This is a genomic window from Chitinophaga pendula (genome assembly GCF_020386615.1).
In the GTDB taxonomy this organism is placed as follows: Bacteria; Bacteroidota; Bacteroidia; order Chitinophagales; family Chitinophagaceae; genus Chitinophaga; species Chitinophaga pendula.
Map to the genome: position 1 here is coordinate 6,417,613 of NZ_CP077769.1, position 20,959 is coordinate 6,438,571.

Sequence of the window (20,959 nt, forward strand, 5' to 3'; positions counted from 1 at the left end):
TCCTTGCTGTTAACGCTTTTTCTTTTTTGATTTTTTCTTCTCTTTCTGCAGATCGTCGGCAATTTCCTTATCTTTTCTGCTACGGCGGAAGATTTCCCGGAATTCGTCATAATCCATTACGATCATGAACGCTACACCGGTTTCTACCACCTGGCCCTGTACAATGGTCTCTGTAGCATTACGCTGGTAGATCCTTACACGATAGCGCCCATCGGCCGTAAGCTGGTATTCTGCAGAGATATCCCCTACGAGGGAGCTGGTGTTTTGTTGTGCCTGGCCCTGCAACATGATATTAGAACCCACTGATACCGTTAACCGGTCGTTGAAAAGGCGTTTCGATACCCCCACATTGAGATTGGTGCTCTCCTGGGCAGAGCCGGTGGAATAATCCTGCCTGCTTTGCAGGTCGAAGTTGATATCTACTCCTTTGATCAGGTTACCGGCCAGGTTATTCAACTGCTGGGAGAGTATTTTACTTACACTCTGGCGGGCGGCTTGCTCTACTCCACCTCCGCCACTGAGAGCGGCCATCGGATCATCCGGAATGAAGCTGCCCAGAACAAGTAAGCCCATTACCTGTTTATTCAGTTCTGAGGTTACCTGGTTGATCTGTTTGAGGCGGTTATATACACTACCACCGAAGGCGTTACGCTCTCTCTCCGGCATATCCAGCCGGAAGGAGATATCCGGTTTGGCAAGGTTACCTTTGATCATAAGGTATACTTCGAATGGCAGCCGTTGTTTGTATTTATTGCGGTCGGTCTCGTTCATATTGCCCAGTTGATCTGCTACCAGGTCCATCGCCTGGGCGTTGGCAGTATACTTGGCAGTAATGTCGAGGTCTGCATCCATTGCGTCACCGTTGAAGGTGATCACACTTCCTTTTACAATATCGAAAGAGCGTTTGATGAGTTGGTTCAGCGACATCTCATATTTACCCTCTTGCAGCTCATACCGGCCGGTGAGGCTCATCTTGCTGCTGGGGTCCAGTGTAGCGTTGATGTTGGCCGTACCTTTTGCCTCTACGAAGTCACCGTTTTGCGGATCGATGATCATCTTGATGGTAGAGGCCGGGGTAATCTCGGCGTTACCGGAGAATATGATGCCTTTGAGACGGGGATTCTGGAAACGGGTAGTATCCTGGTTGGTGATCAGGGAGGAATCGATAGGATTGTCCTTATCGACGAATACGATCACGCCTTCCCTTTCTGATACACCCGGATCGCTGGAAGGCATGGACACGGTCACTTTAGATTTATCACGCAGGGTCACGGAGACATCTACACGAGGCAGATCCAGGGTGCCCCTGATCTTTGCCTTGGCGTCGATGAAAGCGGGGCCGTATATCCACTGGTCCTGGCTTTTTTGTTCACCCAGCGCCATAAAATCCTCTGCATTTACATCCAGCAGGAATTGGAAATTGGAGAAGTCGTTGGTCTGGATCTGCCCATTTACTACCAGTTCATTGTTAAGGCTGTCGGCGATCACCAGCTTATTGAGGGTAATGCCTTTTTGATCGAAGAGCAGCGTTTCATCCGGCAGTCTTAAGGTAGAGCCGATGTAGGCTATATTTCCGCCTGCATCGTTGAAATGGAGTTTACCGTTGACCTGTGGTTTCGAAGGGGTACCGGCAACTGTAAATTGCCCATCCATGCTTCCTTGCATCTGGGTAACCTGGCCGAAGGTAAAGGCTTCCAGTGAGGCCATATTGAGCTTGGCAATATCTACGTTGGCGTTGATGGTGCTGTCGTAGGTACCTTCGATATTGATGTTATTGTCATTGCCGCTCAGATTGGCGGCCAGTTTGTATTGGTTCGGCTGAGGTGTTTGTACATCTGCTTTCAGGATACCCAGTTTGGAGCCCCGGAAGGTGAGGCTGTCGAGTTGGATATTGGCAGCGATCAGCGGTGATTTGTCCAGGTTACGGGCGGTAGCTTCGCCATTCAGGATGCCGGTGGCCAGCAGCGTGTCCGCGGCCAGCAACCCGGTGATGGTAGACAGCTGGAAGTCTTTGATCTGGGCATTTACGGCAGGGAAGGTAGTACTGTCCGACTGGGTTACCAACGCGATAGACTGTTCCTTATACGATAGTTTGAGATGGGCGCTGTCAGGCAGGCCATCGCGCAGGCGTACGATATTATGCTCTCCTACATTCCATTTCAGGCGGTTGAGCAGCAGGTCTGGTTTAATGCTGAGTTCCATTACGTTGGCCGGCAGGAAGGACAGTAAGCCGCCGACCTGATACTTGGGCGCATGTTTATTGTCTTCCAGCAGCAGGTCCCAGTCGAGTTTTCCGGCAACAGCATTTGCTTTCAGCTCGGTATGGTGTAATGGTGCCAGCGGATGTTGCAGGCGGGCGATTGAAATATCGGCCTGCAGGAGGCTGTCTTCTATACTGGCTTTCAGCTGCAGGCTGTCTATCAGCAGAGAGTCGTACCGTACTTTAGGCAGGGAGGCATTTATCCAGAGCAATGCGCTGTCTGAATTGAGACGGCCTTCCATGACCAGGGGTGTTTCCATACGCAGACCGGGCAGCAGGTCCTGCAGGCTGCGGGGCCACGAAATAGCCGCATTCCAGGCCAGTAATTGCCCGGAAGGGATCTTCACTATCCTGGCAGTATCCGGTGGCTGAATCGGGCGCATAATGAGTTTGCTGAAGGCATCTCCTACTTTGGTATAGTCAATGTCTCCGCTAGCGTTTAGGAACCCGAAAGGTCCTTTCAGCGAGATGTATTGCAGGCTATCCCTTTTGGCATCGAGTGATACGGTGTCGAGAGGGAACACCTGGCCTTTGGTAGCGACCTGGATACCGGTGATGAGCGCCTGGCCCTGGATGTTACGGGGTTCGATGCTCGGAAAGTCTGCATTCAGATCGGCTTTGAGTACGAAAGGAGCTGCATACCAATGGGTGGCGTAGAGGTCTGCTTTTTCAATCTGCAGGTGGGCAACCAGTTCGCGCAGCGTGGTATCGGCCAGGACGCCGGCGATATCAAAGTTTGCGGTGATAGCAGTGTCTCCACTCTGGCCGTTTACCTGGAAGCGGCGGTGATCGATATTACCATCTACGGACACATCGTGGTAAGTATAGCCGTTATAGGTAGCTTCATTCAGCCTGGCGGAGGCGTTGGCCACCATGGATTTCAGCACATAGCCCTGCCCTTTGGCACTCAGGTGGCCCGACACCCAGCCGATAGCGGTATCGTACAGCATCACACCCGGATGTATGCGGAAAAATGGCATGCTGACATCGTAGGTCGCACGGATGCTGTCGGTAATATTTTGCAGATGAGCGGTGAGATTGGCAGTGGCGATATTGCTTTTGAGCTGTATGGAGGTCTGCATATCCTTCATACTACCCAGGAACGACCCGGTGATGGACATTCTTTCGGGCAGACGCGGTGTATCGGGCAGGGTGCCATGGGGTAGCCAGGAGCGGATCGCCCGGTTGCCGGTTTGTATATACAGGGCGGGGATATTGGCTTGCAGCAGGTCCATGTTGGTAACATGTGCTACCTCTCCCTTCGTTTGTATGAGGTTGCCTTCATTATCCCGGAGGTATAATTCTTCTATGATCAGTTTTCCCAGGCTGCCTTTCAGGATAGCATTGATAGCCAGCTGTTTGTTCCATAAAGGCGCAAAGTTCTTGTTTTTGCGGGCATCGGGAACGAATGGCAGCCACTCCCCTAGTGCGATACGGCTGGAGTCCAGGTTCGCATTGATCTGCAGCAGGTCGAGATGATCGGCGATAGTAGACCATGAAGGAACGGTGACGGCTATATTTTTTCTGAGGATGCTTTTGTTTGTTTCCAGCAGCAGTTGTTGCAGGGAAACGGTCTGCGGTGTATATAGCAGATTGGTCCGGAATGTTTTTACGGCAAAGCCGGAATGATCTTTCAGTGTCAGCTGTTTGAGCTGTGCGCTGGTAGAGTCGGGCTTATAGCGGAGGTCTGCTATGTTGGCGGTGAAGCCGGTCAGCAGCAGGTGATTGTAGTCCGGATCATGATGAGGAGCCCTGGGGCTGTTACTGCTGTTGTTGTCAAAACGTACGGCCAGATTGTTCAACGCTACTTTGGAAGCCAGCACCTGCCAGGTGTTGGGGGCGGCGCTGGTATCTACCGGGGCGGTGGTGGTATCCTTTCCGGCATTGAGGGCGAATACACCGCGGGTATTATCCAGTTTCAGTTCGCCTATCTGTACCCGGGTAGAATCCTGGTCGATATTGCTGTTATCCAGTTGCAACGCTCCGATCTGCCAGGCGGTGTAGATGCCGCTGCCAGCGTCGGTGTAGAGGAAGCTGCTGTTACTGATACGAAGTTTTTTAAGCAGCAGGTGGAAAGGGGTGCTGCTGGTATCTGCCGGTGGTGGCGGCGGCTCTGCTTTGGTGATCCTGTCTGGCAGGTATTCCTGTTTGAAGAAGCCTTTGAGGCCGGAAAGGGCAAGGCCCCTGAACGCATATACGCCCTCGTTGAGCAGGATATCATCCGGGTCAACGTGCAGGGAGTCGAAGCGTACCACGGCAGACATACCGGTAAGGCCATCGATATAGCGGAGGCGTACCTGCCGCAGGTCGAGGTCTTTGATATGGAATTGGAGGGTGGTACCGGTTTCGGCGGAGAGGGTATCCGGTTCGGTCTTTTTGCTGACGAAGGCATCGATGATGAACTGGTAGTTGAAGGTGCTATCCTGCGGGCGGCGGTATACGTTGGCCAGCACGGAGTCCCATTCCAGCTTATTGATGCGTAGTTCGTTGTTGATCAGCGACAGCAGGTTGTATCGCACTTTCAGGGAGCCACTGTACAATAATGCCTGGGAGGCGGTATCTGTAACGGATACATGCCGGAGCTCCAGGTATTGCCAGCCCCGGGCCCGGAGATAACCGATTCGGACTTTGGTATGTAGTTTACGTTCCAGGTATAATTCGCCCTGACGTCGCAGGTAATCCTGTACTGGTGCTAACTGGAGCAGTAGTACAGCCATTACCGGCAATAACAAGATACCTGCGATGATCCATATAATCCATCGCCACCAGGGACGACCATGATATTGTTGTTCCTCTGTCGTTGCTGCCACTATTAAAATTTACTATGATTAATTTACTGAAATAAACGCTTTACAGCATTTATGGTTTAGTTAGGGACAAATACGGACCTTGGGGTATTTTTCCGCAACAAAATCCATACCTGTACGGATAAGTATGGCTACTGCGGGGCCAGCACATGGTCCTGTTATTTATTTTCTTGTCAGGGCCAGTTTCACGCCCAGCAAGATAAAAACGCTTCCTGATATACGATTGAGCCATTGTTTTACGCGAACGTTATATTTCAGCTGCGCAGACATGGCTGCGGCGCACCACACGATTACCAGGAACCATAAGACGCTGGTGATCACGAAGCACAGCCCCAATACCAGGTAAGGTATAGGGGATTGTATATGGGCTTTGTCAATGAATTGTGGGAGGAAGGCCAGGAAAAAGAGGGCCACTTTGGGGTTTAATACATTGGTCAGTACACCGGACCAGAATATTTTGTGTCCGGAAGGGGCATTACCAGGCAGTGTAGCTGTATGGAGGTCGGCGCCTTTGGTCAGGGTGCGGACGCCCAAATATACCAGGTATACGGCCCCGGCATATTTTACTATGCTAAAAGCGAGTGCGGACCGGGCAATGATGAGGGAAAGTCCAAAAGTGGCAGCCAGGGTGTGAAAAATTATCCCCGTACTGATGCCCAATACAGAGGAGATACCCGCTTTTTTCCCTTGCGAGATACTACGGGCGAGTATATACATAGTATCAGCTCCCGGGGTGATATTTAGCAATATCCCTGCCAGCAGGAAAGCGCCGAAGTTGTCAATGCCAAGCATACAGGTTGAATTTACGGTTAAGAACCGTAAAGGTACTTAAAGCAGGAGAAATGAGAGCTGCGTATAGCTGTGAGCGGTAGTTAGTACCCTATTGTATAGGCCGTTTATGCTGATTATAGCGCTGAATATAGTATTCCAGGCGATCCTGCCGTTCTTTATCTGCCTTGAACTCGTCCAGCAGTGGGGGATCGTCGGCGAGGATATATTTGCGCATATAAAAGACCGTGAGGTCATATTGCTGTCCTGTGTAGGCGTTGAACACCCGTTGTTTTTTGTAGGAGGAAGCTACCGGTCTGATTTGGATATCGTTGGGATTGTAACCTGGAGTGGCACCTACCCCTCTGATCTCATACAGGCACCAGGAGCCGACCATCTGGATTTTATTCCAACCATTATCGCGGATATAGATGTCTTTGCCATCGCTGTAGCCCCAGGCTTCTTTTATCTTTTGTTCGAACCCGTTGTCATCGACGAGGTATAGTTCGTTTCTGCTGGCAAGGAGGTATTTCTGAGCGGTGGCGCTTCGTTGGCGGATAACCACATTTCCCTGCATGGAGGGGGTATTGAGCTGGAATTCCTGGAAGGACTTATAGACCCCTGGCCGGAAGGTATTGGCCAGCAGGATAAAGTCCTTGGCGGAGGGGAGCTTACCGGCGCTGTCCTGTGCTGTGATGGCGGATATGGGCAACAGGAAAAGCAGTGATAGCAGAAGAATGGCTGGTCTCATGGCCTAAAATTACCCGGCGGGGCAGACATGAGAAGCGGAAATAGCTTAATGGGCGGATTGTATCGCCTGATCGGGGAATATTACCAGCGGGTGGTTCTTTGGGGGGCGTTGAAGTGCCGGCGGCCGATAATTGTACCCGGGACAGTAAAAAAAGGCCGGGTGAATACCCGGCCCGGCTGAAGGTTACAACAAAATCTAAACCTGCTTATGAGAAAAAAGTTAAAATTCGATGTTCGAATTTCCAATCATCCACAGATCTACCATTAAAGTATAAAAAATCCCGCTGGTTTTTGCATTAAAACAGCGTTATTATTTTTCACATTACAAGATAGCGAGTGCCTGGAGGGAATTGTCCTTGCTTTCGAGCTGGGAGGTACCCATGAGGAATTCGTCTACTTTGCGGGCGCATTCGCGTCCTTCGCTGATGGCCCATACTACCAGGGACTGTCCCCGGCGGATATCTCCGGCGGCGAATATTTTGGGTATGGAAGTTTGGTAAGCTCTTTCGGTGGCTTTTACATTGCCTCTTTCATCTTTTTCGACGCCCAGGTCGTCCAGCATGCCGGTATGCTGGGGATGAACGAAGCCCATGGCGAGGAATGCCAGCTCGCAAGGTATTTCCTGTTCGGTACCTGGCACTTCTTTGAATCCACCTGGTCTGCCATCGGCGCCCAATGCCCATTCCAGTTTCACGATCTTCAGCGCTTTCAGTTTGCCCTGTTCGTCGCCGATAAAAGCTTTGGTGGCCACGGCCCATTCTCTGCTGGCGCCTTCTTCGTGGGAAGAGGATGTTTTGAGTACCATGGGATAAGTAGGCCATGGCATGAAGGAGGTGCGGGCTTCGGGTGGTTTGGGAAGCAGTTCAAGTTGGGTGATGTTAGTAGCACCATGGCGGTTGGAGGTACCTACACAGTCGGAGCCGGTATCGCCCCCTCCTATTACTACAACGCGTTTGCCGGCGGCCAGTATATCGGAGCCCTCTACCTGGCGGTTGCTGACTCTTTTGTTCTGTTGTTTGAGGAAATCCATGGCGAAGTGTACGCCCTGGAGGTTACGACCCGGGATATCGAGATCGCGGGGGATGGTGGAGCCACCTGCCAGCACGATAGCGCTATATTCGCGCAGTAGGTCGTTGACGTTGACATTTACGCCTACGTTGGCATTACAGAGGAAGGTGATCCCTTCTTCTTCCATCAGTTTTATACGGCGGTCGATGACCCACTTTTCCAGTTTAAAATCGGGGATACCGTATCTGAGGAGGCCTCCGGGGGCGTCATCTCTTTCGAATACGGTGACGAGATGGCCGGCAGAGTTGAGCTGGGCGGCAGCGGCGAGGCCGGCGGGGCCGGAGCCTATTACTGCCACTTTTTTGCCTGTGCGCACGCGAGGTGTTTTGGCCTGTACGAGCCCTTTATCGAAAGCGATCTCGATGATATGGCGTTCGATCTCTTCGATGGCAACGGGAGGTTGGTTGATGCCCAGTACGCAGGCGCTTTCGCACGGAGCTGGGCAGATGCGGCCGGTGAATTCCGGGAAGTTGTTGGTACTGGTTAATATATCGTACGCTTCGCGCCAGTCCTGGCGGTATACGGCGTCATTGAACTCGGGTATCACGTTGCCCAGAGGGCATCCGCTATGGCAAAAGGGAACGCCACAGTTCATACAACGGGCGGACTGCTGGTTCAGCTTCTCTTCCGGGAACCGCTCTATAAACTCGTTATAGTGTTGTATCCTGTCTGCCGGCTTTGATTTGCCAGGCAGTTCGCGCGTAAATTCAAGAAATCCTGTTGGTTTGCCCATTACTGAAAATTTAGAGGGTAATAGAGAAATGCTGTTATTTTCTTACCTGTTGTTTGGCAGAGACAGCGGCTTTCAATGCTACCTTGTATTCTTTCGGGAATACTTTTACGAAATGCCGTAGTTGATTTTCCCAGTCTTTGAGGATGAATCTGGCCACGGTGCTGTTAGTATAAGCGTGGTGTTTGGTGATCAGGTCGTGCAGCTGGGTGATGTCGTCCTGATCGAGCGGATCGAGGTCGATCATATCGCGGTTACAGTACCCGGCGAAGGTGCCTTTTACATCGTATACGAAGGCGATACCGCCACTCATACCGGCGCCGAAGTTGCGGCCGGTGCTGCCGAGTATGACGGCTTTACCGCCCGTCATATATTCGCAGCCATGATCGCCTACCCCTTCTACCACGACGGTGGCGCCGGAGTTGCGGACGCAGAAACGTTCGCCGGCTTTACCGCGGATATAGGCTTCTCCGGAGGTGGCGCCGTAGAAGGCTACGTTACCGGCGATGCTGTTTTCTTCTGCTTTGAACCCGGCTTCAGCAGACGGGTAGAGGATGAGCTTAGCACCGGAGAGGCCTTTACCGAAGTAGTCATTGGCTTCTCCTTCGAGTTCGAGGGTCACTCCTTTGGTATTGAAAGCACCGAAGCTTTGTCCGGCGGAGCCCAGGAACTTGAAGTGGATGGTATCTTCCGGCAGTCCTTCGCTCTTATACTTTTTAGATATTTCGTTGGAGACGATGGTACCGATGGTCCGGTCTGTATTGCGGACGTTGTATTGCTGGAATACGCGTGTTTTCTTATCTATAGCAGGTTGTGCTGCTTTGAGCAGTTGCCAGTCGAGCACTTCGCTGATACCGTGATCTTGTTCTTCCTGTTTGTACAAGCCTACTTCTGGTCCGGCGGGTTCGCGATAGAGTACCGGAGAGAGGTCGAGGTGTTTGTATTTCCAGTGGTCTACCCCTTCGCGTACCTGGAGGCATTCTACCTGTCCGACCATTTCGTTGATGGTACGGAAACCGAGGCTGGCCATGATTTCGCGGAGTTCTTCGACTAGGAAGGTGAAGAGGTTCACTACGTGTTGCGGATCACCGGCGAAGCGTTTGCGCAGTTCGGGGTCCTGGGTAGCGACGCCTACGGGGCAGGTATTGAGATGGCATTTGCGCATCATGATACAGCCTTCTACTATGAGAGCAGCGGTGGCTACGCCCCATTCTTCGGCGCCGAGCAGGGTGGCGATGGCGATATCGCGGCCGGTGCGGAGTTGTCCGTCGGCCTGTACGATCACGCGGCTGCGAAGTTTGTTACGAACGAGGGTCTGATGGGTTTCGGCGAGGCCCAGTTCCCAAGGCAGCCCTGCATGTTTGATGGAGCTGATGGGAGAAGCGCCGGTGCCGCCATCGTTACCTGCGATGAGGATCACGTCGGCATGGGCTTTGGCCACACCGGCCGCGATAGTGCCTACACCGGCTTTGGATACCAGCTTAACGCTGATACGGGCGGCGCGGTTGGCGTTTTTAAGGTCGAAGATGAGCTGTGCCAGGTCTTCGATAGAGTAGATATCGTGGTGTGGAGGAGGTGATATGAGGCCTACTCCCGGTGTGGAGTGTCTTACTTTGGCGATCCATTCGTCTACTTTATGGCCAGGCAGCTGTCCACCTTCACCCGGTTTGGCGCCCTGTGCCATTTTGATCTGCAGTTCGTCTGCGTTGGTGAGGTAGTAGCTGGTGACACCGAAGCGGGCGCTGGCGACCTGTTTGATGGCGGAGCGCATGCTGTCGCCATTGGGCAGGAGTTCATAACGCAGTTCATCTTCTCCCCCTTCGCCGGTATTGCTCTTGGCGCCGATGCGGTTCATGGCGATGGCGAGTGTGGAGTGGGCTTCGTGCGAAATGGAGCCGAAGCTCATGGCGCCGGTAGCGAAACGTTTCAGGATGTCGGCTGCTGGTTCTACTTCTTCGATGGGTACGGCACTGCGATTACGTTTGAAGGAGAAGAGGCTGCGTAAGGTGCAGGCCTGTTCGGTCTGTTCGTTGATCGCTTTGGAGTACTTCTTGAAGATATTATAGTCACCCTGGCGGGTAGCGTATTGCAGCAGGTGGATGGTGGTCGGGTTGAATAAGTGGAATTCGCCCTTCCTTTTCCATTGGTATACGCCGCCGGTGGTGAGGCGTTGTACGGGTGTTTCTTTGCGGCCATATCCTACCCAGTGTTTGGCCAGTGTTTCTCTTGCGATCTCGTCGAGGCCGAGCCCTTGCAGGCGGGAAACAGCACCGGCGAAGTAGCGGTCTACCACGGACTGGTTGATACCCAGTATTTCGAATATCTGTGCCCCCTGGTAAGACTGGAGGGTGGAGATACCCATTTTGGAGAATACTTTGAGCAAGCCATCGCAAACGGCTTTGATATAGTTCTTTTTGAGTTGATCTACGTCGAGGGAGGTTTGCAGTTTGCCACCCAGTTTCATATCGCGGATGGTGCTGAGAGCGAGGTACGGATTGATGGCGGTGGCACCGAAGCCCAGCAGGCAGGCGAAGTGATGTACTTCCCAAACGTCGCCGGCTTCTACGATAAGTCCTACCTGGCCACGGTATCCTTTTCGGATGAGGTGGTGGTGAACGGCGGAAGCGGCCAGCAGGGAGGGGATGGCGGCATGTTCGGAATCGATGGCCCTGTCGGAGAGGATGATTACTTCGAAACCATCATCTACGGCATCTACAGCATAGCGGCAGAGGCGGGCGAGGCCTTTTTCGAGGGAGCCTGGTTTGCCATCGGCTTTGAAGTAGGTATGTAAGGTTTTGGCCTGGAAGATACCGGTGTCGATGCTGCGGATCTTTTCCAGTTCGTAGTTGTTCAGGATGGGATGATGCAGGGCGAGACCGTGACAGTGCAGCGGGTTCTCGTCGAGCAGGTTGCCATTGTTGCCGACGAAGGTGGCCAGGGACATCACCAGTCTTTCCCGGATGGGGTCGATGGGTGGGTTGGTTACCTGTGCGAACAGCTGTTTGAAGTAGCTGCTCAGGTGTTGTGGCTGATCGCTGAGGATGGCCAGTGGTACGTCGGTGCCCATGGAGCCTACGGGTTCTTTGCCCTCGATGGCCATGGGGGAGATGATGGTTTCCAGGTCTTCGGTGCTGTAACCGAAGGATCGCTGGTATTTGAAGATCTGGTCGTGTTCCAGGTGGGTGAAGGTGACCCTAGGTTCCGGGAGTTCTTCCAGTCTGATCTTGTATTTATTGAGCCATTCGCCGTAGGGCTGTTGGGTGCAAATGGTTTGTTTGAGCTCTTCATCACCGATGATGCGGCCCTGTTCCATGTCTACGATGAACATTTTGCCCGGTTGCAGCCGGCCTTTTTGCTGTATGTTGGCGGGGTCTATGGGCAGTACGCCGGCTTCGGAGGCCATGATCACGCGATCGTCTTTGGTAACGACGAAGCGGCTGGGGCGAAGTCCATTACGGTCGAGGGTGGCGCCGATGATCTTACCATCTGTGAAGGAGATGGAAGCGGGGCCGTCCCAGGGTTCCATAAGGGAGGCGTGGTACTCGTAGAATGCTTTTTTGGCCGGGTCCATGTCTTCGTTGCCATCCCATGCTTCGGGGATGAGCATCATCATTACATGTGGCAGTGACCGGCCGGAGAGGGTGAGTAGTTCTACGACGTTGTCGAGGCTGGCGGAGTCGGACTGGCCTTCTTCTACGATAGGCAGGATCATTTCCATTTCTTCTGCGGAGAAGTATTTGGAGGCGAAGTCCCTTTCGCCGGCGCGCAGCCAGTTGAGATTTCCTTTGAGGGTGTTGATCTCGCCGTTGTGGGCGATATATCTATATGGGTGTGCCAGTTTCCAGCTGGGGAAGGTGTTGGTTGCGAAGCGGGAGTGGATGAGCGCGAAGGCGGACACCATTTTCTCGTCGCTGAGATCCATATAGTAATGTCTTACCTGGTAGGTGGTCAGTTGTCCTTTATATACGATCGTTTTAGAGGAGAGGGAAACGATGTAGAAGGAGGCTTTGTCTTTGGGAACGGTGTTCCGGACAGTTTTTGAAATATAGTTACGGAGAATGAACAGTTTGCGTTCGAAAGACTCCTGGTCGTTAATATGATGCGGGCAGGCGATGAATACCTGTTCGATCTCGGGTTCTACGGAGAGGGCGCTCTCTCCTATTCCTTCGGGGCGAACGGGTACTTTACGATATCCTAATATTTCGAGGCCGAGTTTTTCGGCCGCTCTTTGCAGTATTTCGCGGCATTCTTCTCTCCAGCGAGGTTCTTTGGGGAAGAAGATCATGCCGACGCCGTATTTACCAAATTCGGGGAGGCGGATGCCTATTTCCAGACATTCATTATACAGGAACTCATGGGGCATCTGGATGAGGATGCCGGCGCCATCACCCGTGGTGCGTTCGCAGCCGCAGGCGCCGCGATGTTCCATGTTTTCGAGCATGGTCAAAGCGTCCCGGATGATCTGATGCGATTTGCGCCCTTTGATGTGGGCGGTGAAACCGGTTCCGCAGGCATCATGCTCAAATTCCGGGCGATACAGTCCTTGCAAATTTCTCACTTCGTGCATTAGTTTAGAGTTTTAGGCCAGGCACACTTCACCCCATAGGCGTATGCCTTCGGAAAATGTACCGTAATTGTTTTGGGAACGGTTTAAAGATACTAAAGGAATGCGGTATTTTTTGCACAAACATTTGTTTAAAATGAAAAATTTAGAAAATTATAAAAAGTAAGTACGGTTTATTAAAAATATACGAAGATGAAGTGCGGTGATCGTCCGGGAGAGAACGGTAAGCAAGAAAAGGGGAAGTGGAGAAAATGTGGAAATGTTAAAATAACATTATATGAAAGGAAGCCCGGCGGCGAGGATACCTCGTGAAATGGGTTTTAATATATTGATTTACAAGGAATTACGACGGCCTGTATACGTCCGACAATGCATAAGGTGTTGATTTATAGTATAGTTATGCGGGTGTTGTATAACCAGGCTATAAGCGTTGTATAAGCATTGTATAGCCATTGTATAGGCAGGGTATATCGAGGTATATCCGTTGCTTATAGGAAGGCTATAGGAATGTTACAGGAATGCTACAGGAGAGCTATAGGAAGGGAGATGGAAGAAAGACTAGGCGGAGGTGGTGAGTAGTATAAAATTAACCGGCCACATCAGAATATGATGTGGCCGGTAGTATATTCAGCTGATCTTATCCTGTTTAAGGTTCAAAGAGGAACTGTACTTCCCTGCCGGCCATGCGCATACGCAGCGGGTCGCTGGCGGGGCTTTCGTTTTGTACACGATCGAGGGCGGTGACGATGTAGGTGTACAGATGTCCTTTGACGTAGGCGACATCGACGAATTGCGGATCCGGCATTTGCGGAACGATAGCGATGATCTTGGACGGATCGTTGAGATTGATGACTTCATTGGCTTCGAAGCGATAGAGGGCGTATTGATTGGTACGGCCGGAGGTATCGTCGTCGGCCCAGTATAGATGCAGGCCGGAGGGGCGTTCGAAGGCATCGATGAAATACGGAGGCTCCGGTGCGCGGAGGCCCAGCCAGGGCATGGCAGGCCGGAGGGCTGGATATTTATAGAGGTGATTACGCAAGGTGTCTTCTATGCCCAGCGGGTTGCCGGAGAACGACTTGGCGCTATAGAACATGCTGCCCTGTACGGTGCTGAGGGTGCGGGCATCCAGTATTTGCTGGGGCAGTTCGTTGGGATTTTTCCAGGCGGCATTGCTGCCGAGGCGGTATACGCCATGGCCGATATAGACGTGACGGCCATATCCATGGCGGCTCCACCAGTCGAGCAGTACTTCATATGCGACGAGGCGGTGGCCACTCTCCCAATACAATTGGGGGGTTACATAATCTATCCATTTATTGCGCAGCCATTTGAGCACATCGGCGTAGAGGTCGTCGTAGTTGGTCTGGCCGCCGCGGGTATCGGAGCCTTCTGGGTCTTTATCGCGGTTGCGCCATACGCCGAAGGGGCTGATACCGAATTTTACCCAGGGCTTTTCTGCTTTAATGGTAGTGCCGAGTTGCTGGATGATAGCATCGACGTTGGCACGGCGCCAGTCGTCGATCATCATGTTAGTGCCTTGCAGCCGGTAGGTGGCGTAGTCGGGAAATTCTTTTCCCGGCAGGCGGTAGGGGTAGAAGTAATCGTCGAAGTGAACGGCGTCGATATCATAACGATGTACGACGTCTTTGATGATGAGAGCGACATAGTCGCGTACTTCCTGTATACCCGGGTTGAAGTATTTTTTATCGCCGTAGGTAAGGAACCATTGTGGTTTGAGCCGGGTGATGTGGTTGGCGGCAACGCTGCTCCTGTTGACGTTGAATACGGCGCGATATGGATTGAACCAGGCATGGAACTCCATTCCCCTTTTATGGGTTTCGGCGATCATGAACTGGAGGGGATCGTAGTAGGGATTGGGGGCCTGCCCTTGTACACCGGTGAGGTATTCGGACCAGGGTTCGAAGGGGGAGGCATAGAAGGCATCGGCTACGGGACGTACCTGTACGACCACGGCGTTCATGCCATTTCGTTGTTGCTGGTTGAGAATATTAATGAACTCCTGTTGTTGTTGTTCGGAGGATAGTCCTCTTCTGGAAGGCCAGTCGATGTTTTCTACGGTTGCGATCCAGACAGCTCTTAGTTCCCGTTTGGGCGGCAATTGCGCCCGAGCCGGACCCAGGAAGCTGCATAGTAGCACCACTCCGGCTAAAAGTTGCTTCACCATCTACAATACTTTAGTTTCCAATAAACTGCGAAAATAAGCTATGACATCAGAAAGAATATAAAATATTCACGAATGAATAAATTCGAACCTATGCAGAGCGGTATACTGTATTGTATCCGGAAGGGGAATGTGGTGTGGGTATTGTGCGTTAGCTGTGGGTGTGAAGACGGAGTAACTTGATCAGTTTTTCGTTGACTTCGTTCATGGTGTGGTGATCGAGGCGGCCGAGGGTACCAGCGACCATGTCTTTAGCCAGGGTCGCGATCTTGGATAGCCGCAGCAGGGAGGTTCTTTTGATACCGTTGCCGGGCTGTGGGTGGATGAGTACATCGGTGGATTGCTGGTGGTGGATGCGGGTGGTCATGAATACGAGGGTGATGTCGTGGGAGGTTTGGGCGAGTACGAGGGCGGGGCGTAGTTTGGTGTCAGAGTTGTCGGTGAAGGGGAATGGGATGAGAACGACGGTGCCTTTAGGTACTTTGTCGGGAGCGGTGTGAGTGGTGGGGGTAGTAGTGTGGTGGGTGTCGTATACCAGCGAATAGACTTCGGAGAGGTCGAGCAGGCGGTATAACTGGTGGAGGTGGTCATCGCTGTTGTCGGGTTCGAAGAGGAATACGGCGGTATCAGCGATATATTCAGCTTTGCTGTAGAGGATGGTTTCCAACGACATGACTGATAAGGGGGTTAAGGGGTTGTAACTATGAATTAAATTACGAAAAAAGGAGGAAGAGAGATGCGGGAAGTAGGAAAAAGATATCCCCGCCTGTTGGGGCGGGGATCCTTCATTATGATCAGACCTTGCGGCCAATGTATTGAGAGTAGTCGGGGAGGATGACCTCGTATTCCTGGTGCATGAGCGGAGAGGTCATGAGGAAATCGGCGGAGGTGCGGTTGCAGGCCAGCGGGATATTCCATACGGCGCTGAGGCGGAGCAGGGCTTTGATATCCGGGTCGTGCGGCAGGGCTTCCATGGGGTCCCAGAAGAAGATAACGGCGTCGACGTTGCCTTCAGCGATGAGGGCGCCGATTTGCTGGTCGCCACCCAGGGGGCCGCTAAGTAGTTTGCGGACGGGCACGTCGAGGTTTTCTTCGAGCAGGCGGCCGGTGGTGCCGGTAGCGTAAAGTTCGTGACGTGCCAGGACGGTTTTGTTATAAACAGCCCAGTCGATGAGCTCTGCTTTTTTGTGGTCGTGCGCGATGAGCGCGATGCGTTTCCTTGCTTTAAGTGTTTTAACGGCTTGCATGTCCCCTCTTTAGTTGTTGCAAAAATAGCAGGATAAGGGAGATTTTTTTAATAAAAGGGCATTGATCCGCGGGAATGCGGCAGTATGGCGACATAGGGGTTAAAATTAATAAGTGTAAGGGAGATTATATAGGCTTGTCTTATACGGGTATTGTAAAATTCGATGGAAGATACGTGTTTAAAACCCGGACATTCTGGTGGAAGTTTGCTAACTTTGTGTTGTTAAATTAGGATAAAATGATTAAAACAGGCAATCCCATTATAAGCATATATACGGAGATGACACCGAACCCGGAGACGATGAAGTTTGTGGCAAACAAACTGTTGTATCCTGGTAAGAGCATCGATTTTCCGGATGAGGCCAGTGCAAAACCGTCGCCCCTGGCTACGGAGTTGTTCAGCTTCCCTTTTATCAGAGGGGTGTTTATCATGGCAAACTTTATTACCCTGACAAAAACGGTGGATACTGACTGGAGTGATATCATTCCTACAGTGAAAGCGTTCTTGAAAGAGTATCTGGAAGAGGGTCGTCCGGTGGTGAACGAAGATGAGATCGTGGTGACAAAGACCGTTGCTACTAACGAAGTGAATGCGGATGACAGTGATGTAGTAAAACGTATTAAAGAATTATTGGAAAACTATGTGAAACCTGCGGTTGAAATGGATGGCGGTGCTATCCAGTTCAAAGATTATGAGGATGGCGTGGTAAAGCTGATGTTGCAGGGTTCCTGTTCCGGATGTCCTTCGTCCATGATCACGCTGAAGGCTGGTATTGAAGGTATGATGAAACGCATGATACCTGAGGTGAAAGAGGTCGTGGCAGAAGCTGAATAAGCCATAGTTGAGAAGAATGATAGTGTTAAAATGAGCACAGCCTTTGTGGCTGTGCTTTTTTATTTGGGAGATGGATTTGTTAGTTTTGGTGCTTCAAAAAAAGAACAGGATATGAACATGAGCCGAATTTTGGCTGTAGTAGCAGGTCTAGCCCTGATACAGCCGGTCATGGGACAACGGAAGGCAGCGCCACCGCAACAAGAGGCAGTAGTGACCTATGGTGTCCGGAACAATGGAAAAGCGATCCGCGCCAACGCCCTTACCCTATACATCAAGGGGCCGCGGGTGTATCTGGCGCCACCCGATGGGGCATCGCAACAGGAACAGCAATACCTGGACATGCAGGAGCAGGTATCTTACCAGGTGTTGACAGACGATAAGGGGCAGCGGTACACGCTGCGTAAACCCTTCTCTACCTATGCACAACCGGAATTATTAACGGACACGGCCACCATCCTGGGCTATCGCTGTAAGAAGGCGAAGCTGTTCATCCGTTCCAACACGATTGAGGTATGGTATACCGACCAGCTGCCGATCAAAGGGACACCCGGTATCGCTACGGGAGCAGGACTGGGGCTGGTGCTTAAAACCGTGCGTAACGGCAGTTTCGAACAGATTGCACAGAAGATCGACTTCCGTCCGGTAAAGGACAAAGAGCTGAACTGGCCAGCCGATATGGGGCAGCGGGTAGATGATGCCGCTTATATGCAACAGGTGATCGAGCGCCGTTATGTGACGCTGCCCATATTTGATAATGAGCAGATCTGTTTCGGAGCGCCTACGGACACTGTGCAGCAGCTATCTGCCGGGGTCACCTATCATTTTGCCGGCGGCACGGTGATCCTCAAAAAAGTAAAACTGCCCGTACCGCAGGCCGGGCAACAGCTGTTTGCCGAGCTGGTACAATATTCCAACGGAGATGCCTACGACCGTACCGGTTCTGTGTTTGTGATCCCGACGGACAAGGCGACCTCTTTCCTGGATGGGCTGCAGAAAGGCGTACAGGCATTGCCGGTATATACCGATAAGCAAGGGAAAAAATACCAGGGCGTGACGGTAACGGATCACTACCAGCCTACGCTGGAGCTGATGCGGTTTTTTACGCCATTCGGGGTACGTCAATTCAACCAGCAGGTGCAGATAAAAGGATACCAGTGGGCAGATTCAGCGCTATATAAACAGGATATCACGGAGTTGCATGCACGCATGCAGGGAGACGTGTTGCTGGGGGTATTTATCGGCAACTACGACAAAGGCGGCCACAAGGTGAGCCTGCGACTTAAATACTATCCCGGATACAGCAAAGAAGAATCCGCCAAGATGAGTAAGACCTGGATCAGCCCTGTGTTCAACACAACGAACCTGATGGAGATGGCCGGGCAGGAATATGCGACCATGTTCAAACAGGATTCTCTGCGTATAACCGTAGATATCCCGGCGGGACTGAAGAACCTGCAGCTGCGTTATATCACTACTGGCCATGGCGGCTGGGGCGGCGGCGACGAATTCAATCCCAAGCTGAACGAGATATTTGTGGACGGCAAGCGGGTATATCACTTTATGCCCTGGCGTACGGACTGTGCGACTTACCGGTTGCTGAACCCAGCTTCCGGCAACTTTGGCAACGGATTATCCTCTTCCGATCTGAGTCGTTCCAACTGGTGTCCGGGTACGCTGACATTACCGGTGAGCATCCCATTGCCCGACCTGGCGCCCGGGAAGCATACAATACAGGTGGCGATCCCGCTGGGAGAGCCGGAGGGAGGCAGCTTCAGCGCCTGGAACGTCTCCGGTTGCCTGATTGGTGAGCAAGGATAAGTGATCATTTTTAAATAAATATCTTTTATGGATCTATACCAGGATCTGCTGACCGGGGTACACCAGATGAGCTGGCTGGAGATAATTGCTGCAGTATTCGGCGCTATCAGCGTAGTATGCAGTAAGCAGAACAGTATCTGGCTGTACCCTACCGGCCTGGTGAGCACGGGCATCTATGCTTATCTCCTTTCGCGGGAGCAATTCCGTTTGTATGCGGAGGCGACGTTGAACGTGTACTACTTTATCATGAGTGTATATGGCTGGTACCATTGGGCAAGGAAAAAAGACCAGACGGACGTGCATATCAGCAAGGCCGGACAACGGGATTGGGTGGTGACCATCGCGATCGCTGTAATAGGCTGGGGACTGTTTTATGTGTTGCTGGCGAATTTCTCCAACTCGGATGTACCGGTGATCGATGCATTTGTATCGGCTACTGCATGTAGTGGTATGTGGTTGCTGGCGAGGCGGAAGATAGAGAACTGGATACTGCTGAATATCTCCAACCTGGTAGCGATACCGTTACTTTTTCACAAGCACCTGGTGCCTACGGCTTTACTGACGATCTTTCTGTTTATTGTCGCGGTAATGGGCTACTTTAGCTGGAAGAAGCAACTGGAGCGTCGGGTGAGTGTTTGAGCGGCCGCTTCGTTGTATCAATCAGGAAATGCACATGTATAGGATCGTTGTTTTAGGGCCGGAATCGACCGGAAAGAGTACACTTAGTCAGCAGCTGGCGGCACATTTTAATACGCGGTGGGTGCCTGAATATGCCCGGCAGTACCTGGAGGAATTGCCCCGTGCTTATGAGCAGCCGGACCTGCTAGTGATGGCGGAGGGGCAGCTGGCGCTGGAAGACAGGCTGGCCACCGAAGCCCGGGATGTACTGATCTGTGATACCGACCTGTATGTGATCAAGGTGTGGAGCGAGCAAAAATATGGCACCTGTGACCCCCGGATATTACAGCATATTGCCAGCCGGCAGTATGATCTTTACCTGCTGACCTACATTGATATTCCCTGGGAAGATGATCCGCAGCGGGAGTACCCGGACCCACAGATGCGGGAATACTTTTACCGTATCTACCGGGATATTGCCATCAACAGCGGAGTGACGATGATAGACATCCGTGGGGACTATGAGACGCGCTTACAGACGGCCATCGCTGCGGTGACGACTTTATTATCAGGCACTACTTCCCGGTAACCAGGGCGGAAATATCGGGATCGCCGGCAATGTTGCGCATCTGCGTGAGTATACGCCGCTGGCGCCAACTAGTGATACGGGCAGGAGGATTGACCGTGTATTTAGTGGGATTAGGGAGACAGGCAGCGATCATGGCAGCTTCTTCCCTGTTAAGACTGGCGGCATCCTTGCCGTAATAGTTCTGTGCAGCGGCTTCTATACCAAAGATTCCCTCTCCCATTTCTGCTACATTCAGATATACTTCCAGGATACGTTGTTTGCCCCAGATCTTCTCTATCATAAAAGTGAAGTACGCTTCCAGACCTTTACGTATATAGCTCCTACCCTGCCAGAGGAAAACATTTTTGGCCACCTGCTGGCTGATGGTGCTGGCGCCGCGAATCTTCTTACTGTTCTGATTATGTTTCATGGCCTTTTCGATGGACTTGAAGTCGAAGCCATCGTGATCGGGGAACAGTTGGTCTTCACTGGCGATCACGGCGAGTTTGCTATACTGGGAGATATTGGGATAGCTGACCCAGGATTTATGCAGGGATTTGCCGGAACCCCATAAGCTGACCCAGCTGGCGATCATGGTGATGGTAACAGGCGGATTGACCCAACGGAGCACGATGATATAAGCAAAGTGTGCGATGAACAGTATTAATAGTAAGCGCTTGAGTTTTCTCCAGGTCCTTGGGACAATGCCTTTTAAATTCATACGTAGGTTTAGCAAAATCGGC

13 protein-coding genes are annotated in these 20,959 nt (G+C 51.9%); 4 read left to right on the forward strand and 9 right to left on the reverse strand.

The genetic code is table 11. The features are described 5' to 3' along the window. Positions 1-9: 9 nt before the first annotated feature. The 8 genes from KTO58_RS24025 to KTO58_RS24060 form a co-directional block, all read right to left on the reverse strand. Positions 10-5,070 carry a translocation/assembly module TamB domain-containing protein gene (locus KTO58_RS24025; RefSeq protein ID WP_095836966.1) on the reverse strand — a complete coding sequence of 1,687 codons (5,061 nt, stop codon included), beginning with the start codon at positions 5,068-5,070 and terminating at the stop codon, positions 10-12. Positions 5,071-5,229: 159 nt separating this feature from the next. After that, positions 5,230-5,859, reverse strand: a complete 630-nt coding sequence (locus tag KTO58_RS24030; RefSeq protein ID WP_095836965.1) for a LysE family translocator — start codon at positions 5,857-5,859, stop codon at positions 5,230-5,232. 88 nt (positions 5,860-5,947) lie between these two features. After that, a complete protein-coding gene (locus tag KTO58_RS24035; RefSeq protein ID WP_095836964.1) occupies positions 5,948-6,586 on the reverse strand; it encodes a DUF6563 family protein in 639 nt (212 codons plus the stop codon). 321 nt (positions 6,587-6,907) lie between these two features. Continuing rightward, entirely contained in the window at positions 6,908-8,386 is a 1,479-nt protein-coding gene (locus KTO58_RS24040; protein ID WP_095836963.1) for a glutamate synthase subunit beta, read from the reverse strand. Positions 8,387-8,420: 34 nt separating this feature from the next. Further along, positions 8,421-12,950, reverse strand: coding sequence for a glutamate synthase large subunit (gene gltB / locus KTO58_RS24045; RefSeq protein ID WP_095836962.1), 4,530 nt, complete (start codon positions 12,948-12,950; stop codon positions 8,421-8,423). A gap of 643 nt (positions 12,951-13,593) precedes the next feature. Beyond that, positions 13,594-15,135, reverse strand: coding sequence for a glycoside hydrolase family 10-like protein (locus KTO58_RS24050; protein WP_095836961.1), 1,542 nt, complete (start codon positions 15,133-15,135; stop codon positions 13,594-13,596). Between the two features lie 148 nt (positions 15,136-15,283). After that, positions 15,284-15,805 (reverse strand): type II toxin-antitoxin system PemK/MazF family toxin, encoded by a 522-nt coding sequence (locus KTO58_RS24055; protein WP_095836960.1) that lies wholly within the window; start codon positions 15,803-15,805, stop codon positions 15,284-15,286. A 121-nt stretch (positions 15,806-15,926) separates the two neighbouring features. Then, positions 15,927-16,379, reverse strand: coding sequence for a methylglyoxal synthase (locus tag KTO58_RS24060; RefSeq protein WP_095836959.1), 453 nt, complete (start codon positions 16,377-16,379; stop codon positions 15,927-15,929). Between the two features lie 236 nt (positions 16,380-16,615). Here KTO58_RS24060 and KTO58_RS24065 point away from each other — a divergent pair, with 236 nt between their 5' ends. The 4 genes from KTO58_RS24065 (at position 16,616) to KTO58_RS24080 (ending at position 20,237) form a co-directional block, all read left to right on the forward strand. Then, a complete protein-coding gene (locus KTO58_RS24065; RefSeq protein ID WP_095836958.1) occupies positions 16,616-17,212 on the forward strand; it encodes a NifU family protein in 597 nt (198 codons plus the stop codon). Between the two features lie 117 nt (positions 17,213-17,329). Beyond that, positions 17,330-19,030: a PNGase F N-terminal domain-containing protein gene (locus KTO58_RS24070; protein WP_225859897.1), complete on the forward strand. Its 1,701-nt coding sequence runs from the start codon at positions 17,330-17,332 to the stop codon at positions 19,028-19,030. 27 nt (positions 19,031-19,057) lie between these two features. After that, a complete protein-coding gene (gene pnuC, locus KTO58_RS24075; RefSeq protein ID WP_225859898.1) occupies positions 19,058-19,669 on the forward strand; it encodes a nicotinamide riboside transporter PnuC in 612 nt (203 codons plus the stop codon). A gap of 34 nt (positions 19,670-19,703) precedes the next feature. Next, entirely contained in the window at positions 19,704-20,237 is a 534-nt protein-coding gene (locus KTO58_RS24080; RefSeq protein ID WP_095836956.1) for an AAA family ATPase, read from the forward strand. Here the strand turns inward: KTO58_RS24080 and mtgA are convergent. Beyond that, positions 20,224-20,937 (reverse strand): monofunctional biosynthetic peptidoglycan transglycosylase, encoded by a 714-nt coding sequence (gene mtgA / locus KTO58_RS24085; protein ID WP_095836955.1) that lies wholly within the window; start codon positions 20,935-20,937, stop codon positions 20,224-20,226. The two genes, KTO58_RS24080 and mtgA, sit on opposite strands and share 14 nt — an antisense overlap. Positions 20,938-20,959 lie beyond the last annotated feature (22 nt).

Excerpts from the sequence above, each read along its gene's own strand:
- KTO58_RS24030 (WP_095836965.1), bottom strand. The coding sequence starts at position 5,859 with ATGCTTGGCATTGACAACTTCGGCGCTTTCCTGCTGGCAGGGATATTG.
- KTO58_RS24035 (WP_095836964.1), bottom strand. The coding sequence starts at position 6,586 with ATGAGACCAGCCATTCTTCTGCTATCACTGCTTTTCCTGTTGCCCATA.
- KTO58_RS24040 (WP_095836963.1), bottom strand. The coding sequence starts at position 8,386 with ATGGGCAAACCAACAGGATTTCTTGAATTTACGCGCGAACTGCCTGGC.
- gltB (WP_095836962.1), bottom strand. The coding sequence starts at position 12,950 with ATGCACGAAGTGAGAAATTTGCAAGGACTGTATCGCCCGGAATTTGAG.
- KTO58_RS24050 (WP_095836961.1), bottom strand. The coding sequence starts at position 15,135 with ATGGTGAAGCAACTTTTAGCCGGAGTGGTGCTACTATGCAGCTTCCTG.
- KTO58_RS24055 (WP_095836960.1), bottom strand. The coding sequence starts at position 15,805 with ATGTCGTTGGAAACCATCCTCTACAGCAAAGCTGAATATATCGCTGAT.
- KTO58_RS24060 (WP_095836959.1), bottom strand. The coding sequence starts at position 16,379 with ATGCAAGCCGTTAAAACACTTAAAGCAAGGAAACGCATCGCGCTCATC.
- KTO58_RS24065 (WP_095836958.1), top strand. The coding sequence starts at position 16,616 with ATGATTAAAACAGGCAATCCCATTATAAGCATATATACGGAGATGACA.
- KTO58_RS24070 (WP_225859897.1), top strand. The coding sequence starts at position 17,330 with ATGAGCCGAATTTTGGCTGTAGTAGCAGGTCTAGCCCTGATACAGCCG.
- pnuC (WP_225859898.1), top strand. The coding sequence starts at position 19,058 with ATGGATCTATACCAGGATCTGCTGACCGGGGTACACCAGATGAGCTGG.
- KTO58_RS24080 (WP_095836956.1), top strand. The coding sequence starts at position 19,704 with ATGTATAGGATCGTTGTTTTAGGGCCGGAATCGACCGGAAAGAGTACA.
- mtgA (WP_095836955.1), bottom strand. The coding sequence starts at position 20,937 with ATGAATTTAAAAGGCATTGTCCCAAGGACCTGGAGAAAACTCAAGCGC.